At 69.9% G+C, this 16,662-nt stretch carries 11 protein-coding genes; 6 read left to right on the top strand and 5 right to left on the bottom strand.

Annotated features, from left to right (window positions below; genetic code table 11):
* Positions 1-32: 32 nt before the first annotated feature.
* Complete coding sequence (locus ACSQ86_RS28280; RefSeq protein WP_436310082.1) at positions 33-1,091, bottom strand: M48 family metallopeptidase; 1,059 nt, start codon at positions 1,089-1,091, stop codon at positions 33-35.
* Positions 1,088-2,242 carry a YjgN family protein gene (locus ACSQ86_RS28275; protein ID WP_436310081.1) on the bottom strand — a complete coding sequence of 385 codons (1,155 nt, stop codon included), beginning with the start codon at positions 2,240-2,242 and terminating at the stop codon, positions 1,088-1,090. The genes ACSQ86_RS28280 and ACSQ86_RS28275 overlap by 4 nt, the downstream gene beginning before the upstream one ends.
* 106 nt (positions 2,243-2,348) lie before the next feature.
* On the opposite strand from ACSQ86_RS28275, the gene ACSQ86_RS28270 reads away from it, so the two are divergent.
* Positions 2,349-2,960 carry a glutathione S-transferase N-terminal domain-containing protein gene (locus ACSQ86_RS28270; protein WP_436306008.1) on the top strand — a complete coding sequence of 204 codons (612 nt, stop codon included), beginning with the start codon at positions 2,349-2,351 and terminating at the stop codon, positions 2,958-2,960.
* Between the two features lie 278 nt (positions 2,961-3,238).
* On the opposite strand, the gene ACSQ86_RS28265 is transcribed toward ACSQ86_RS28270, so the two are convergent.
* A complete protein-coding gene (locus tag ACSQ86_RS28265; RefSeq protein WP_436310080.1) occupies positions 3,239-3,826 on the bottom strand; it encodes a glutathione peroxidase in 588 nt (195 codons plus the stop codon).
* Positions 3,827-3,955: 129 nt separating this feature from the next.
* On the opposite strand from ACSQ86_RS28265, the gene ACSQ86_RS28260 reads away from it, so the two are divergent.
* Together ACSQ86_RS28260 and ACSQ86_RS28255 are read left to right on the top strand one after the other, a co-directional pair.
* On the top strand, positions 3,956-4,813 hold the full coding sequence (locus ACSQ86_RS28260; RefSeq protein ID WP_093108585.1) for a ferritin: 858 nt from the start codon (positions 3,956-3,958) through the stop codon (positions 4,811-4,813).
* A 53-nt stretch (positions 4,814-4,866) separates the two neighbouring features.
* Positions 4,867-5,793, top strand: coding sequence for an RNA polymerase sigma-70 factor (locus ACSQ86_RS28255; RefSeq protein WP_436310079.1), 927 nt, complete (start codon positions 4,867-4,869; stop codon positions 5,791-5,793).
* Positions 5,794-5,797: 4 nt separating this feature from the next.
* Here the strand turns inward: ACSQ86_RS28255 and ACSQ86_RS28250 are convergent, their stop codons facing one another.
* A complete protein-coding gene (locus ACSQ86_RS28250; protein WP_436310078.1) occupies positions 5,798-6,826 on the bottom strand; it encodes a septal ring lytic transglycosylase RlpA family protein in 1,029 nt (342 codons plus the stop codon).
* Entirely contained in the window at positions 6,819-9,578 is a 2,760-nt protein-coding gene (gene glnE, locus ACSQ86_RS28245) for a bifunctional [glutamate--ammonia ligase]-adenylyl-L-tyrosine phosphorylase/[glutamate--ammonia-ligase] adenylyltransferase (protein ID WP_436310077.1), read from the bottom strand. Before glnE ends, ACSQ86_RS28250 begins: the two co-directional genes overlap by 8 nt.
* Positions 9,579-9,603: 25 nt before the next feature.
* Here glnE and ACSQ86_RS28240 point away from each other — a divergent pair, with 25 nt between their 5' ends.
* From ACSQ86_RS28240 to ACSQ86_RS28230, 3 genes are read left to right on the top strand one after another with little or no spacing between them, the layout of a single operon-like run.
* Positions 9,604-13,719: a YhdP family protein gene (locus ACSQ86_RS28240; RefSeq protein WP_436310076.1), complete on the top strand. Its 4,116-nt coding sequence runs from the start codon at positions 9,604-9,606 to the stop codon at positions 13,717-13,719.
* A 27-nt stretch (positions 13,720-13,746) separates the two neighbouring features.
* Positions 13,747-14,562, top strand: coding sequence for a carbon-nitrogen hydrolase family protein (locus ACSQ86_RS28235; RefSeq protein WP_436306002.1), 816 nt, complete (start codon positions 13,747-13,749; stop codon positions 14,560-14,562).
* A 26-nt stretch (positions 14,563-14,588) separates the two neighbouring features.
* Complete coding sequence (locus ACSQ86_RS28230) at positions 14,589-16,640, top strand: two-component system sensor histidine kinase NtrB (RefSeq protein WP_436292203.1); 2,052 nt, start codon at positions 14,589-14,591, stop codon at positions 16,638-16,640.
* Positions 16,641-16,662: the final 22 nt, after the last annotated feature.

Here is a 16,662-nt window from a genome sequence, read left to right as displayed (position 1 = left end):
CAATTTTAGGTGGCGCCCCGCCGCTATCAATTTCAGTTCTCCGCCGCCTCCTTGAAAAAGGCGATCCGCTCGGCCGTGGCCGGATGCGAGGAGAAGGCCAGGCCGATGGTGTCGTCGTCGAGGCCGGCGCGCTTCTGCTCGCCGCGCCAGCGCTCGACGGCCTCGAAGAAGCCGACCATCGTGCGTGGCGAAATGCCCACGGCGCGCATCAGGCGCACCGATTCCGCGTCGGCTTCGCGTTCGGCATCGCGCGAGTAGCCCAGCGCGGCCAGGAGCACCGGCGCGCTGCCGATCAGCGTGCCGTAGTCGCCGAAGGCGACCGACACCGCGAAGCCGACCGCCGAGACCTGCACCAGCTGCCGCATCGCGTGGCGCAGGCGCACGTGGCCGAACTCGTGGCCCAGCACGCCGAGCACGGCCTCGTCGTTGCCGGGCGTCAGCTGTACCAGCTCGTCGGTGAGGATGATGGTGCCGCCCGGCAGCGCCAGCGCATTGGGGCCCAGCTTCTTGTCGCGGCCGCGCCGGAACTCGAGCTTCCAGGCCGGGGCGCCCTCCGGGTGGGCTGTCTGCACCATCCGCGCGAAGGCGCGGCGGATGCGTTCCTGGTCGGCAGGCGGCAGGGCGCTGGGCTGCAGCAGCGACTCGTCGATCGAGGCCAGCACCTCGGCGCCGATCAGGGTGTCGACACTCAGCGGCACCGCCGCGGTGACGCCGCGCGCCACCCAGGGCAGGCCCCACTGGTACATGGCCGCGGTGGCGGCCAGCAACAGCACGAAGGCGATCGCGACGCCGCGCCAGTTCTGCTGGGCGCGCACCACCCAGCTTTCGGCGCGGCCCTGCTGGGCGGCCCACTCGTCCCAGGCTGCGACGTCGAGCGCCTGCACGCTGGCGCCCTGCGGCAATTGCGCGATGCGCCCGCCGTGCCGCGTGCGCTCGGGCCAGCGCACCTGGGCCAGCGGCACGGTGACCGGCGCGAAGGTTTCGCCCGGCGCCGGCGCGATCGTCAGCAGGTCGCCCTGGACGTGCAGGCGCGCCGCGTATGGCCGGCTGCTGCGGCCGTCGAAGAAGCGCGCGTCCAGGGCTGAGCTCACATCCCGATGTCCAAACCGAACAGATCGGCCGCCATGTCGCCCGTCGCGCCCGGGTCTTCGCGCCCGGCCACCTGGCTGATCTGGTCCAGCCCGATGCGGGTCTGCAGCTCGACCGCCTCGATCTGCGCGCGCCGCGTGTTCACCACGGCGAAAGGCCAGTAGAGGCCGAGGGTCAGGAAGATCAGCAGGTAGTTCTTGCACTGCAGACCCAGGTAGTTCTTGAGCAGCAGGCGACTGTCGAAACGCATCACCTCGTTGCCGGTGGTCGACCACAGCAGGTTCTGCAGCCGCACCTGCAGATAGGACTTGGGCAGGATGTTGAACAGCAGGATGCCGCCGAAGCCCAGCACCACGGCCAGCACCACGAAGGCTGCGCCCATGCCGCTCTTGCGGCCGGCGAAGGCCAGGCCGCCGAACACGACGATGGCGATCACGAAGGCCACGAAGCTCAGCCCGATCAGCTTGATGAAGATGCCGTAGAGCACGCCCACGTCGGCCTTGAGCCGCGTCTGCAGTCCGCCGATGGCGTAGTTGCCGTGCTGGTAGCGCTTCACGCGCCAGAGGAAGTAGGGCAGGCCCACCATGAAGGCCGTCATGCCGATGCCGATCACGCCGGCCGCGATCGCCGGCAGCGCCTGGGGCGCCTCGCCGCCGGTGCCGGCCATCGCACCGGCGAGCGCCACCGGCAGCAGCGCCAGCGCGAGCGGCGGCAGCATGCAGGAATAGGCGCCGGCCGTGTCGCCGGCGAAGTGGAAGCGCAGGCCGCGCCAGCTGGTGTTGGCGAGCCGGAAGCGCATCGCGGCACGGAAGAGGGCCGGCCACAGCACGACGAAGGCCAGGGCGGCCACCAGCGCGGCCCAGCCGGAGAAGTTGCTGCCCACCGAATAGGCGATCAGGAAGCCGGCGGCGATCAGCGTGCCGCGCAGCATCTTGACCGGCTCGCCGTGGAAGTCCAGCGCGTCGCCGCCGACCCAGGTGTTGCTGTAGAAGTACTTGAGCTTGCGGACCTTGGCCCAGGGCAGGTAGATGCCGAGGGTGACGATGATCAGCAGCAGGTTCACGATCCAGATGCGGAAGTACTCGCTGCCGCTGGCCGTGAACTCGATCGGATGGCGTTCCAGGGTGGCGTCGACAGGCGCTTCGATGTCCATGCTTTCCTACCTTCTCCCTCGTTGGTATGTAGCCGGATTCTGCACTGCGCGCGTTCACCTAGAATCAATTCGCTATAACGACGACCCCGGAAGTGAGAGAGCCTGCATGAAACTGATCGGATCCGCTGCCAGTCCCTATGTGCGCAAGGTGCGCGTGGTCATGGCCGAAAAGCGGCTCGACTACCAGTTCGTGATCGAAGACGTCTGGTCTGACGACACGACGATTGCCAGCTCCAACCCGCTGGGCAAGGTTCCCTGCCTGATCATGGACGCCAGCGAGGCCATGTTCGACTCGCGCGTGATCGTCGAATACCTCGACACCCTCTCGCCCGTCGGCAAGCTGATTCCGCAGCAAAGCCGCGAGCGCGCCGAAGTGAAGACCTGGGAAGCGCTGGCCGACGGCGTGATGGACGCCGGCATCCTCTGGCGCCTCGAGGCGACCTGGGCGCGCCGGGCCGACGGTGAGCGCAGCCAGGCCTGGATCGACCGCCAGCGCGCCAAGGTCGAGGGCGGCATCCGGGCGATGGCCAAGGGCCTGTCCGACAAGCCCTTTTGCAGCGGCATCCACTTGAGCCTGTCGGACATCGCGGTCGGCTGCGCGCTCGGCTGGGTCGGCTATCGCTTCCCCGAGATCGACTGGCGCGGCGAGCACGCCAATCTGGCCCGCTTGTACGACAAGCTGATGCTTCGGCCCAGCTTCGCCGATACCCAGCCTTGACTCCAGCCCTGACAAAGAAAAGGCGCCGCAAGGCGCCTTTTTTCTTCGACCCGGAGGTGGAATATAAAAATGCTGCGAGGCGCCCCGAAACGAAGGAGGGAGGGAGGGAGGAGGAGAAGAATCGCCTCGGGATTTCGACCGAACGGCAAGCGCCCAGAAGACCTCGCAACATGAAAATGGTCGGGCTTTCCGTGCCCGAGACCGGTATGAGCCCAGCCCGCGGGAGCCGGTTCCCGGGGCAGTGGTAAGCATTTGTGACGAATGCCGAAGGCGGCGCGTCAGTTGGGCCCGAGCTGCTTTTCCAGGTCGCGCACGAAGCCGCGATCGTCCGGCGAGGTCATGCTCGAATAGGACTCGACCACCTTGCCGTCGCGACCGATCAGGTACTTGTAGAAGTTCCATTTCGGCGTGGTGCCCGAGGCTTGTGCCAGCTCCTTGAACAGCGGATTGGCATCCGCGCCGCGGACCGAGGACTTGGCGAACATCGGAAATTTCACGCCGAAAGTGCTTTCGCAGAACTCGGCAATCTCCTTGTTCGTGCCCGACTCCTGCGAGAAATCGTTGGAGGGGAAGCCCAGCACCACCAGTCCGCGCGAGCGGTACTTGCTGTCCAGCGCCTCCAGGCCCTTGTACTGCGGGGTGAAGCCGCAAAAGCTCGCCGTATTGACCACCAGCACCACCTTGCCCGCATACTGGCACAGCGCCTGGGGTTTTTCGTCTTGCAGCCGCGGGAAGGTGTGCTGCAGGATGGGTGGGCAGCTGGCCGGGGCGCCCGTGGCCTGGGCGCTGGCGCTGGCCGGCAGAAGAAAGGCGGCAGCCGCGAGCGCCGAAAGAAAGAGCGCTGGCCGTCGGATCGAGATTCGCATGGCGGGTTTCCGGTGTGAAAAAGGGGGGCATCCGCGTCGCGGCGGGGGTACGCAGCCGCCATCATCGCGCGCTTGTCACGAGCGCGCCAAAGCAGCCGACTAAAATCCGCCGGCTTAAGAAAGACATTGATGCTTTATCCGGAACTCTTCAGACAGCTCGAATCCGTCCGCTGGGACATGGACAAGGATATTCCGTGGCAGTCTTTCGATGCAAGCCGCCTGTCCGAAGAACAGGCCCAGACCATCAAGATGAATGCGATCACGGAATGGGCGGCGCTGCCGGCCACCGAGATGTTCCTGCGCGACAACCGGCATGACAGCGACTTCTCGGCTTTCATGTCGATCTGGTTCTTCGAGGAACAGAAGCATTCTCTGGTGCTGATGGAGTACCTGAAGCGCTTCAGCCCCCAGCATGCGCCCACCGAGCAGGAGCTGCACGACGTGCGCTTCGACTTCGACCCCGCGCCGCCGCTCGAAACGCTGATGCTGCACTTCTGCGGCGAGATCCGCCTGAACCACTGGTACCGCCGCGCGGCCGAGTGGCACACCGAGCCGGTCATCAAGCACATCTACACCACGCTGAGCCAGGACGAGGCCCGCCACGGCGGCGCCTACTTGCGCTACATGAAGCGCGCGATGGAAAAGTTCGGCGACGAGGCGCGCGCGGCCTTCACCAAGGTCGGCGTGCTGATGGCCAGCGCCAGGCGCACCGCCCAGGCGCTGCATCCGACCAACCTGCACGTCAACAAGGCGCTGTTCCCGCGCGACACCATCCAGAGCCGCGTGCCCGATCCGGACTGGCTCGAGCACTGGCTGGACAAGCAGATCAAGTTCGACGCCGTCTGGGAGAACAAGGTCGGCGAGCGCATCCTGCACAACCTGAGCCTCTTGATGAACCGCAGCTTCAAGACCGTGCAGGAGCTCAACCGCTACCGCAAGGAACTGGCGGCCTCGCTGGGGCCACAGCCCGCGTACCAAGGCGCCTGAGCGTTTGTGCAGAGCCCGTCACAAGACGGGCAGTTCGTCCGTCTTGCTTGCATATGGACGCTTCCACCCAAACTTTCGACCGCCATCGCCGGCGCCTGCTGGGCATCGCCTATCGCATGCTCGGCTCTTCCGCCGATGCCGAAGACGTGGTGCAGGACGCCTGGCTGCGCTGGAACGATGCCACCGTCGATGCGCTGAACAACCCCGAGGCCTGGCTGGTCACGGTGGTCACGCGCCTGTCGATCGACCGGCTGCGCGCCGCCAAGCAGCAGCGCGACCATTACGTCGGCACCTGGCTGCCCGAGCCGCTCGTGACCGATGCGCCGGCCTCGCCCGAGCAGATGCTGGAGCGCGCGGACGACGTGTCGATGGCTTTCCTGGCCGTGCTCGAGCGGCTGGCGCCCGAGGCGCGCGCTGCCTACCTGCTGCGCGAGGTGTTCGATGCCGACTACGAGGACGTGGCCCGCACCCTCGGCAAGAGCGAGGCAGCCTGCCGCCAGCTGGTGCATCGCGCCAAGACCCAGATCAAGGACGAACGCCCGCGCTTCGCGGTGGAGCGCGAGGCTCACCAGCGCCTGCTGGAGGGGTTTGCGCAAGCGGCGGCCAGCGGCGACATGGGGCGGTTGAAGGCGCTGCTGGCCGAAGACGTCGAGCTGATCGGAGACAGCGGCGGCAAGGTGCCCGCCTTTCGCGAGATGCTGCGCGGCGCCCAGCGCATTGCGCAGTACTACTACGCGGTCGTGCGGCTGCTCGGCATCGGCCTGCGCCTGCAGGTGGTGGAAGTCAATGGCGAACCGGGCCTGCTGCGCTTCTTCAACGGCGCGCTGGAGTCGGTGCAGACCATCGAGACCGACGGCGAGCGCATCCTGCGCATCCGCACGCAGCGCAATCCCGAGAAGCTGCAACGCATTGCCGCGCAGTTCTCGTCGCGGGCCATCACGCGCGAGGAACTGATGGCGCTGAGGACGCCCGCGCCCTGAAAGGTCAGCGGCGCTCGACGATCATCGGCGCGAGCTGCAGCCCGTTGCGCACCTGCTCGGCCGTGTCGCGCGCCAGCTCGCGCGAGGCATAGGGCCCGAGCTGCAGCCGGTAGGTGCCGCGCTCCGCGAACACGTTGAGCGCCGGCGCCAGCGTGGGCAGGCTACGCGCCACCTGCTGCTGGAAGCGATCGACGCCGTCGCGCTGGCTGAAGGCGCCCAGCTGCACCCAGAAGCCCGAGCTCGGCGATGAGGCCGATGCAAGCGCGGCCTCGGGCGCTGCTGCCGGCAACGGCGCGGCTTCGGCCGTGAGCGGCGGCAGCGCGGCGAGCTCGCGCACCTCCGCGCGCGGCGTGGCGAGCACTGGGCTGGTGAGGGCCGCAGGCACGGCCACGCTGTCGGGCGCAAGCGGGCGTGGCGCCACGGGGGCGGCCGACGCCAGCGCCGAAGTGCCCGTGTCGCCACGCCGCCATGTACCCGCGCGGATGTCCTCGTTCGTGATGCGCTCGATCTCCACCGGCGCCACGCCGCGCAGCAGGTCGAGCTTGAGGGCCGCGGTGTAGCTCAGGTCGATGATCCGGTCGTCGTGGAAAGGGCCTCGGTCGTTCACCCGCACGACGGCTTCTCGTCCGTTGGCCGGGTTGCGCACGCGCACGTAGCTCGGCAGCGGCAGCGTCTTGTGCGCGGCCGTCATCGCGTACATGTCGTAGGGCTCGCCGCTGGCGGTGGACTGATTGTGGAATTTGCGGCCGTACCAGGAGGCGAGGCCGGTTTCGCGCCACGGCCGGTCGTCGGTGATCGGCACATAGGACCGGCCCAGCACCACATAGGGCTTGCTGGTGCCCCCGCTGCCGCGGATCGCTTCCACGCGCGGCTCTGCATCGGGAACCTGGCCGAGGCCCGCGGGCGGATTGGCATCGGGACCGTCGCGTCCGATGCCGGGGCCGCCACGCGGCCCACTGGCGCAACCGGCCAACAGCAGCAGCACCGCGCCGGCGACCAGCGCGAGGCTGCGTGCACTGGCCGGCCTAGCCAAACACCACCTTCCACAAGGCCAGCATGGCCTCGCGCTCGGCCACCAGCGAACTCATCGGCACCTGCGTCGGCTCTTCGTTGAGCCGCGCCCGGTGCTGTACGCGCCGCAGCTCGCGGTAGGCGGCGGCTGCGTTCGCACCGATCCCTTCGGGCAGCAGGCCGGCTTTCTCGGCGCGCAGCAGCAGCGCGATGTTGCCCACGTTGGGAATCAGCTCGGGATGCGCCTTCGCTTCCGACAGCACGAGGAACTGCACCGTGAACTCGGCATCGACCATGCCGCCCGCGCTGTGCTTGACGTCGAAACGGTCGGCCTTGACGGGACGCGCGGCGCGCACCTTGTCGCGCATCGCGACGATCTGCGCCTTGAGCGCGTCGCGGTCGCGCGGCGCGGTGATCACCGCCTCGCGGATGCGGTCGAAGCGTTTTCCCAGCGATGAATCCCCCAGCACGAATCGCGCGCGCGTCATGGCCTGGTGCTCCCAGGTCCACGCGGTGTTGCTGCCGCGGCCGAGCTGGTACTTCTCGTAGGCCTCGAAGCTGGTCGTGAGCAGGCCCGAGTTGCCGTTGGGCCGCAGCGCGGTGTCGATCTCGAACAGGTCGCCCTCGCGGGTCTTGACCGTGAGCCAGTTGATCAGCTTGCGCACATAGGCCGCGTAGACCTCGCCGGCGCGCTCGTCGTCGTCGTCGTAGACGAACACGATGTCCAGGTCGCTGCCGTAGCCGAGCTCCTTGCCGCCGAGTTTTCCGTAGCCGATGATCGCGAACTGCGGCGCCTCGCGGTGCGGGTTGCGCACATGGGGCCAGCACCAGCGCGCCGTCACGCGCAGCACCGCATCGGCCAGGGCGCTGAGATCGTCGGCCACCTGCTCGACCGTGATGCGGCCGTCGACGTCGCGCGCCAGCGTGCGGAACACCTCAGCGTGGTGCGCATGGCGCAGCAGGTTCAGCAGGCGCTCCTCGTCGGCCTCGCCGGTCTGGCGCAGCGAGAGATGGCGGGCTTCCAGCTCGCGCTCGAACTCGGTGGCCGAGAAGCGCCCGGCCAGCATCTCGTTGCTGGCCAGTTCGTCGATCACCCCGGGATGCTGCATCAGGTAGCGTGCCGGCCACTTGGCCGAGCCCAGCAGGCGCAGCAGGCGCTCCTGCACCGCCGGCCGCTCGACCAGGAGCGCGATGTAGTTGTCGCGCCGGAGCAAGGGTTCGATCCAGTCGGCCCAGCGCAGCGCGGCCTCGACATGGTGGCCGATCTGCCCCGGGGCTTCGCTGTCGGGTTCGCGCAGCCACTGGCCGGTGCGCTGGACGAGCTGGCGCAGGCGCGCGCGGGTTTCGTCGCGCAAGGCGGTCACCCGCGGGTTTTCGCACCAGTCCCGGATGCGTTCGGCAAAGGCCGGCGGCAGCTCGTCGATCAGCTCGCTCAGGTCGACCGGTGCAGGGTTGGCGCTGCCGCCGTTGCAGCGCGAGCAAGGCTTCTTGCCGCCCAGCAGCTTGTCGAATTCCTGCGCAACGAATTCGCGGTGCGCATCGAGCTGCGACAGGAAGAGGCAGCAGTCGGCATAGCCGAGCGTGTGCGCGATCCAGCGCAGATCTTCGTCGTGGACCGGCAGCACGTGGGTCTGCTGGTCGTCCAGGTACTGGATGCGATGCTCCACCCGGCGCAGGAATTCGTAGGCCGCGGCCAGCGCATCGGCCGTTTCCTGCGGCATCAGGTTGGCGCGCGCCAGGCGCTGCAGCGCATCGAGCGTGGGCCGGGTGCGCAGCTCGGGGAACTTGCCGCCGCGCACCACCTGCAGCAGCTGCACCGTGAACTCGATCTCGCGGATGCCGCCGCGCGAGAGCTTGACGTCGTTGGCGCGCTCGGGCCGTCCGGCGCTGCGGCGCGCGGCCTGCTCGCGGATCTGCCGGTGCAGCGTGCGCAGCGAGTCGAACACGTTGTAGTCCAGATAGCGCCGGAACACGAAGGGCAGCACCACGCCGCGCAGCGCCCGGGCCGAGCAGTCGTCGACCACAGACTGCGGCGCCACCACGCGGCTCTTGAGCCAGGCGAAGCGCTCCCACTCGCGGCCCTGCACCTGGAAATACTCTTCGAGCGCATCGAGCGACACCGCGCTGGGCCCCGAATTGCCGTTGGGGCGCAGCGCCAGGTCGACGCGGAACACGAAGCCGTGCGCGGTCGTGTCGCCCACCAGCGCATAGATGCGCTTCACGGCGCGCGCGAAGTACTCCTGGTTCGCGAGGCGCGAGCGCCCGTCGGCATCGCCCGCGGTCTCGCCGTCCTGGTCGTAGAGATAGATCAGGTCGATGTCGCTCGACACGTTGAGCTCGCGCGCGCCGAGCTTGCCCATGCCCACCACCCAGAGCTGGGCGCGCTGGCCCTCGGGGCCGAGGGGCGCGCCGTGCTGGGCGTCGAGTTCGGCGCAGGCTTCGCGGCAGGCGACATCGAGCGCGAACTCGGCCAGCTGGGTCACGGCGGTGGTGACCACGGCCAGCGGCGCATGATGGTCGCAGTCCAGCGTGATGAGCCGCTCCATCACCAGCTGCCGCACGGTGCGCAGCGCATCGGCCACGTTGTCGCCGCGCTCGCGCAGCGCCCGGAAGGCCTGCGCCACGTGCTCGCGCAGCGGCTCGCCGGGCGGCAGCAGCGCGAGTTCTGCGGCGTAGCGGCGGCGCAGGCGCTGCACGAAGCGCGAGTAGTCGGACAAGGAGGGTGCCGCGATGACTTCGGCTTCGGTGGAACCCGGGTGGGAGCTGGCGGTCATAATTCCTGACACAGCGCGATCCTCAATGAACGACACGACGTCTTCCCCTTCACGTCTGCTTCTCAAGATCACCGCTGTGACGGCGCACTGGTTGTTGGGTTTGCTGATCGGTGCATGGCTGCTGCTTGCGCTGTCAGTCGTAGTCCTACACGTCTGGATTGTGCCGCGAATCGGCGACTACCGTGGCGCGCTCGAAGCGCAGGCCAGCAAGGCCATGGGCGTGCCGGTGCGCATCGGTTCGATCACCGCCCAGTCCGGCAGCCTGTTCCCGAGCTTCGAGCTGCGCGACGTGGTGCTGCTCGACGAGCGCCAGCGCGAGGCGCTGCGCCTCGCGCGCGTGGTGGCCAGCGTCTCGCCGCGCTCGCTCTGGCGCCTGAGCTTCGAGCAGCTCTATATCGAGCAGCCGCAGCTGGAGGTGCGGCTGGACGTGCTCGGCAAGCTGCACGTGGCCGGCCTCGACATGTCGACCGACACCACCGGCGAAGGCCGCGGGGCCGACTGGTTCTTCGCTCAGAGGGAATTCGTGATCAAGGGCGGCACCGTGCGCTGGACCGACGAGCGCCGCGGCGCCGCGCCGCTGCTTTTGACCGACGTGCAGTTCGTGGCCCGCAACAGCAGCCGCCGCCATGCGATGCGGCTCGACGCCACGCCGCCGGCCGGCTGGGGCGAGCGCTTCACGCTGCGCGGCCAATTCCGCCAGCCGCTCCTGTCCGTGCGCAGCGGCAAGTGGCAGAGCTGGCACGGCCAGGTCTATGCCGAGCTGCCGCACATCGACGCCACGCGCCTCGGCCAGTACGTGGCGCTCGACGCCCGCATCCGCGAGGGCAACGGCGCCCTACGGGTCTGGGCCGATGTCAACGAGGGCAAGGTCATCGGCGGCGCCGTCGACCTGGCGCTGACGCGCGTCGACACCTCGCTCGGCAAGGGGCTCCAGCCGCTGGTGCTGCGCGCCGTCACCGGGCGCCTGGCCGGCCGCATGACCGACGAGACCCTGGAGTTCTCCACCACGAATCTGCAGTTCGATACGGCCGATGGCATGCGCTGGCCGGGCGGCAACCTGTGGTTCCAGCACACGCCGGCGAAGGGCCGCACGTCCGAACGCGGCGCCTTGCGTGCCGACCGGCTCGATCTCGCGGCGCTGGCGCTGATCGCGGATCGCCTGCCGCTCGGCGAGGCGACGCACAAGCTCATCGGCGGCCTGGAGCCGCGCGGCCTGGTCGAGCGCATCGACGCGAACTGGCAGGGCTCGCTCGGCGCGCCCGACAAATACCAGGCGCGCGGCCGGGTCAGCGGCTTCGGCGTCGCCTCGCAGCCCGGCACGCCGAGGGCCGCTGTTCCCGCGGCACCGCGTTCCGCCGCTGCCGCGCCGACGCAGCCACTGCCGCCGGTCGGCGCGCCCGGCCTGCGCGGCGCGACCATCGACTTCGATGCCAGCCAGGCCGGCGGCAGCGCCGCGTTCTCGATCGCGAACGGCGCGCTCGAGTTTCCGGGCGTGTTCGAGGATCCGATGATTTCGATCGACCAGCTGTCCACCCTGCTCACCTGGAAGGTCGACGGCGAGAAGACCCAGCTGCAGCTCGCCAACCTGAAGTTCGCCAACGCCGACGCCGAGGGCGAGGCGCAGGCCAGCTGGCGCACCAGCGACCCGGCCGTCTCGCGCGGGCGCTCGCGCTTTCCGGGCGTGCTCGATCTGCAGGGCAAGCTCAACCGCGCCGACGGCACCCGCGTGTTCCGCTACCTGCCGCTGCACATCCCCAAGCACACGCGCGACTACGTGCGCGACGCGGTCACCAAGGGCAGCGCCAGCGTGGTCGATTTCAAGGTCAAGGGCGACCTGTGGGACATGCCCTTCACCGACCCGCGGCACGGCGACTTCCGCATCGCCGCGCGCGTGGCCGACGTCACTTACGCCTACGTGCCGCCTGCGGCGGGCGAGGCGAAGGTATGGCCCGCGCTCAACGGCCTGTTCGGCGAACTGGTCTTCGAGCGCGCCGGCATGCTGGTGCGCAACGCGCGCGGGCGCGTCGTCGGCGCGCCCGGCATCGAGATCGCCAAGGCCGAGGCCCAGATCGCGGACATGGCACATCACGCACCGCTGCTCAAGGTCGACGCCCAGGCCAAGGGCCCGCTCGGCGAACTGCTGCGCGCCGGATCGCCGCTCGCGGGCGAGGCCGGGCCGACGCTGGCGCACGCGCGCGCCACCGGCAACGCCGACTACCGCCTGCGCCTGGAACTGCCGCTCGCCGCGATGGACAAGGCGAAAGTGCAGGCCAGCGTCGCCCTGGCCGACAACGAGATCCAGATCGCCCCCGAAATGCCGCCGCTCACCCAGGCGCGCGGCACGCTGAGCTTCACCGAAAGCGGCTTCTCGCTGGCTGGCGTGCAGGCCCGAGCGATGGGCGGGGCGCTGCGCATCGAGGGCGCCGGCCGCTATGCCGGCGCCGCCAACGAGCTCAGCCTGCGCGCCCAGGGCACGGCCACCGCCGACGGCCTGCGCGCGGCGCGCGAGGTCGACTGGCTCGCGCGCCTGGCGAAAAACACCAGCGGCAGCACGCCCTACACGGCCTCCTTCACGGTGCGCGAGGGCGCCTCCGAGTTCTCGTTCGTCAGCAGCCTGCAGGGCCTCGCGCTGCAGCTGCCCTCACCGCTGGCCAAGCCGGCCGACGAGGCGATGCCGCTTTCGATCGAGAAGAAGGTCGTTCTGCGCGAGGCACGCCCCGGCGCTGCGGCGCTGCTGCAGGACCGGCTCTCGATCGAACTGGGCCGCGTCGGATCGGCCTCCTACGTGCGCGACATCTCCGGCAGCGAGCCGCGCGTGCTGCGCGGCGGCATCGGCATCGGCCTGGCCGCGGGCGAATCCGCGGCGGCGCCGGAGCGCGGCGTGCTTGCGAACATCCAGCTCGCGCGCATCGACGTGCCGGCCTGGCAGGCGCTCTTCAGCGAAACCACCGGCAAGCCGGCCGAGGCGACCGGCAGCGACGCCGCTGCCGACGACGCGTCCGCCTACTTGCCCACCATCCTCGCGGTGCGCGCGAAGGAGCTCGCGGTCGGCGGCCGCACGCTGCACAGCGTGGTGATGGGCGGCACGCGCGACGGCGCGCTGTGGCGCGCCAACATCGATGCCACCGAGTTGAGCGGCTATGCGGAGTACCGCAGCGCGCAGGCCGGGCGCCTGCATGCGCGGCTCGCCCGTCTCAAGATCGCGCCCAGCGAGGCCACCGCGGTCGAGTCGCTGCTCGACGAGCAGCCCGGCACGCTGCCGGCGCTCGACATCGTGGTCGACGACTTCGAGCTCCTGGGCCGGCGCCTCGGCCGCGCCGAGATCGACGCGGTGAACCGCGGCGGCGCGGTCCGCGAATGGCGGCTCAACAAGCTGGCTTTCAGCATGCCCGAAGCCACCTTCACGGCCCAGGGCAGCTGGGCCGCGGTGCCGGGCAGCACGGCCCCACGCGGACGCGGCGAGCAGCGCCGCACCACCATGGACTTCAAGCTCGAGATCGCCGACGCCGGCGAGCTGCTCGGGCGCTTCGGCATGAAAGACGTGGTGCGGCGCGGCCGCGGCCGGCTCGAGGGCGAGGTCCACTGGAGCGGCTCGCCCTTCTCGCTCGACTACCCGAGCCTGGGCGGGCAGCTGCAGGTCGATGTCGAACAGGGTCAGTTCCTCAAGGCCGATCCGGGCATCGCCAAGCTGCTCGGCGTGATGAGCCTGCAGGCGCTGCCACGGCGCCTTACGCTCGACTTCCGCGATGTGTTCAGCCAGGGCTTCGCTTTCGATTTCGTGCGCGGCGACGCCAAGATCAGCCAGGGCGTGGCCAGCACCAACAATCTGCAGATGAAGGGGGTCAACGCCGCCGTGCTGATGGACGGCTCGGCCGACATCGCGCGCGAAACGCAGAAGCTGCGCGTGGTGGTGGTGCCCGAGATCAATGCCGGCACCGCGGCGCTGGTGGCCACCGCCATCAACCCCGCGATCGGCCTGGGCACTTTCCTTGCGCAGATGGTGCTGAGCCGGCCGCTGATCGCGGCCGCCACGCAGGAGTTCCAGATCGACGGCACCTGGGCCGACCCGAAAATCACCAAGGTGCCGCGCCGGCCGCTGCCCGAAGCCTTGAGCGCGCCGGTGGCGCCCGCGCCGCGCTGAAAGAGGAAGAACAACGGAGATCCGCACATGAAAGTCGCAGCCATCCAGATGGTGTCGGCCATCGCCCGCGAAGCCAACCTGGCGCGCGCCCACGCGCTGCTGGGCGAAGCCGCCGCCGCCGGCGCCGAGCTCGCCGTATTGCCCGAGTACTTCTGCATGATGGGCGCGCGCGACACCGACAAGCTGGCGTTGCGCGAGACCGCCGGCGCCGGCACGGTGCAGGGCTTCCTGGCGGACGCGGCGCGCGCGTTCGGCCTGTGGATCGTCGGCGGCACGCTGCCGCTCGAGAGCGGCGACGAGACCCATGTGTTCAACAGCTCGCTCGCCTACGCGCCGGACGGCGAGCGCGTGGCCCGCTACGACAAGATCCACCTGTTCTTCTTCGACAACGGCCGCGAGCGCTACGACGAGCGCCGCGTGATCGCGCCCGGCGCGCAACCCGTCTGCTTCGATCTGCCCTCGCGCGACGGCCACCGCTGGCGCATCGGCATGAGCGTGTGCTACGACCTGCGCTTTCCCGAGCTCTACCGCGCGCTCGCGCGCCAGGGCGCCGAACTGCTGCTGGTGCCCAGCGCCTTCACGCGCACCACCGGCGCCGCGCACTGGGAGGTGCTGCTGCGCGCCCGCGCGATCGAGAACCTGGCCTGGGTGGTCGCGCCGGCACAGGGCGGCACGCACGAGAACGGGCGCCAGACCTGGGGCCAGTCGATGGTGGTGGACCCCTGGGGCACGGTGGTGGCCGAGCGCGCCGTCGACGAAGGCGTGGTGCTCTTCGAAGTCGACGCGCAGCAGATCGAACGCGCACGCGCGCAGCTGCCCGCGCTCTCGCATTGCGTGCTCTGAGCTTCCGAACGGTGTCGTCGACCACGCTGCCCGCCGCCCGCACCCTTCGCCACGCCTTCGCGTGGCTGCGCTTCCTGCGCTCCGTCTGGCGGCGCTGGTTCCTCTGGGTGCTGCTGGCCGTTCTGGTGCTGGCGCTGCTGGTCACCGTGGTGTGGCTGGCGGGTCGCCACGAAGTCGAGCAGGTCCAGACCGCGCTGGATCGCGACACCGCCGATGCGGTGTCCGACCTGCGCAGCGGCCTGCAGCGCAACGCGCAAAGCCTGCGCGCCTCCCAGGCCAGCGGCATGGACCGGGAGCACTGGCCCATCGAAGCCGCGGCGCTGCTGCGCGAGCACCGCGAGTGGCTCAGGCTCGAGTGGCGCGACGCCGCGCTGCGCCCGCTGGCCGCCGTCGACACGCCCTACCGCCGGCGCGTGTTCGAGGAATCGAGCCGCAGCGTGGACCAGTCCGACGTCGCGCTCGCCTGCGCCGCCGCACGCAAGCTGGGCGCGCCGGCCTACTCGCCGAGCCACTACGTCCCCTTCGTGCCGAGCGGCGGCCTCGAGGTGATGGAGCTGTGTCTGCCGGTCGACGGCGGCGGCTACCTGGTGGCCACCTATTCGCTGCGCGACACGCTGGTCGAACTGGTCGCGCCGACGCTGACGCGCGGCCAGGAGGTTGCCTTCACCGAGGCCGACGGCACCCGCCTGGTGGCCGTCGGCGCGGCGCGCCGCCTGGGCACGCGCGTGTTCACTTCGCAGCAGCTCGTCGACCTGCCCGGTACCACCCTGATGCTGCGCGTCGACGGCTGGCGTGCCGCGCCCGATCTCTTTCCCAATCTGCTGACCGCGCTGGTCACCGCGATCTCGATCGCGCTGGTGTCGGTGCTGGTCCTGCTGGCGCGCGACACGCGCCGGCGGCAGCGCGCCGAACGCGACCTCGCCGACGCGCTGGCCTTCCGCAAGGCGATGGAAGACTCGGTCATCACCGGCCTGCGCGCGCGTGACCTGCAGGGGCGGATCACCTACGTGAACCCCGCCTTCTGCGAAATGGTGGGCTTCAGCGCCGAGGAGCTGCTGAACCATGCCGGCGAGGCGCCGTACTGGCCGACCGAGCTGGCGCACGAGTACCGCCGGCGCCAGGCCGCGCGGCTGACCGGTGGGCCGCCGCCGCGCGAAGGTTTCGAATCGGTCTTCATGCGCAAGGACGGCACCCGCTTCCCGGTGCTGATCTTCGAGGCGCCGCTGATCAACGCGCAGGGCGCCCAGACCGGCTGGATGAGCGCCTCCATCGACCTCAGCGAGCAGCGGCGCATCGAGGAACTCTCGCGCGCCAGCCAGGAGCGCCTGCAGGCCAGCGCGCGGCTGGCCACCGTCGGTGAGATGGCCTCGCTGCTGAGCCATGAGCTCACGCAGCCGCTGGCGGCGATCGCGAGCTATGCGAGCGGCTCGCTCAACCTGCTGCACGGTGCGGGCCAGGCGCAGCAGGGCAGCGACCATGGCGAAGTCGCGATGGCGGTGCGCCGCATCGCCGAGCAGGCCGACCGCGCCGGCAAGGTGATCCGCAGCGTGCACGACTTCGTGCGCCGGCGCGACCGCACGCGCGAGGCCGTCGCGCCGCAGGCCTTGCTCGATGCGGTGCTGCCGCTGGTGCGACTGCAGGCGCGCAAGCTCGCGGTGCGCGTCGAGGTCAGCTTCGAGGAGCGCCTGCCGCGGGTGCAGTGCGATCGCACGCTGGTCGAGCAGGTGCTCCTGAACCTGGCGCGCAACGCGATGCAGGCCATGGACCTGCCGGAGCTCAGCGACCGCGTGCTGCGCCTGCGCGCGGCACGCGCCCGCGCGGTCGGCGAAGCCAGCGATGCCGGCGACAAGGCCGACACGCGGCGCTGGATCGAATTCTCGGTGGCCGACCTCGGCTGCGGCATCAGCGAAGAGGTGGCGCAGCACCTCTTCACGCCCTTCTTCACCACGCGGCCCGACGGCATGGGCCTGGGCCTCAGCCTTTGCCGCACGGTGGTCGAGCAGCACGGCGGCGCGCTGGTGTTCGAGCCGCAACGGCCCCGCGGCACGGTGTTCCGATTCACTTTGCCTGCGGCCTGAATCAGTCGATGGACCTTTCCTG

Origin of the sequence: Variovorax sp. LjRoot130, assembly GCF_964253755.1 — a bacterium.
Lineage (GTDB): Bacteria > Pseudomonadota > Gammaproteobacteria > Burkholderiales > Burkholderiaceae_C > Variovorax.
Note: the sequence above shows the minus strand (reverse complement) of the source record. Positions and strands in the feature narration are given on the sequence as shown.

Bases quoted from the DNA above. Each gene is read 5' to 3' on its own strand.
- ACSQ86_RS28265 (WP_436310080.1), bottom strand. From the start codon at position 3,826: ATGCGAATCTCGATCCGACGGCCAGCGCTCTTTCTTTCGGCGCTCGCG.
- ACSQ86_RS28275 (WP_436310081.1), bottom strand. From the start codon at position 2,242: ATGGACATCGAAGCGCCTGTCGACGCCACCCTGGAACGCCATCCGATC.
- glnE (WP_436310077.1), bottom strand. From the start codon at position 9,578: ATGACCGCCAGCTCCCACCCGGGTTCCACCGAAGCCGAAGTCATCGCG.
- ACSQ86_RS28270 (WP_436306008.1), top strand. From the start codon at position 2,349: ATGAAACTGATCGGATCCGCTGCCAGTCCCTATGTGCGCAAGGTGCGC.
- ACSQ86_RS28235 (WP_436306002.1), top strand. From the start codon at position 13,747: ATGAAAGTCGCAGCCATCCAGATGGTGTCGGCCATCGCCCGCGAAGCC.
- ACSQ86_RS28255 (WP_436310079.1), top strand. From the start codon at position 4,867: ATGGACGCTTCCACCCAAACTTTCGACCGCCATCGCCGGCGCCTGCTG.
- ACSQ86_RS28260 (WP_093108585.1), top strand. From the start codon at position 3,956: ATGCTTTATCCGGAACTCTTCAGACAGCTCGAATCCGTCCGCTGGGAC.
- ACSQ86_RS28240 (WP_436310076.1), top strand. From the start codon at position 9,604: ATGAACGACACGACGTCTTCCCCTTCACGTCTGCTTCTCAAGATCACC.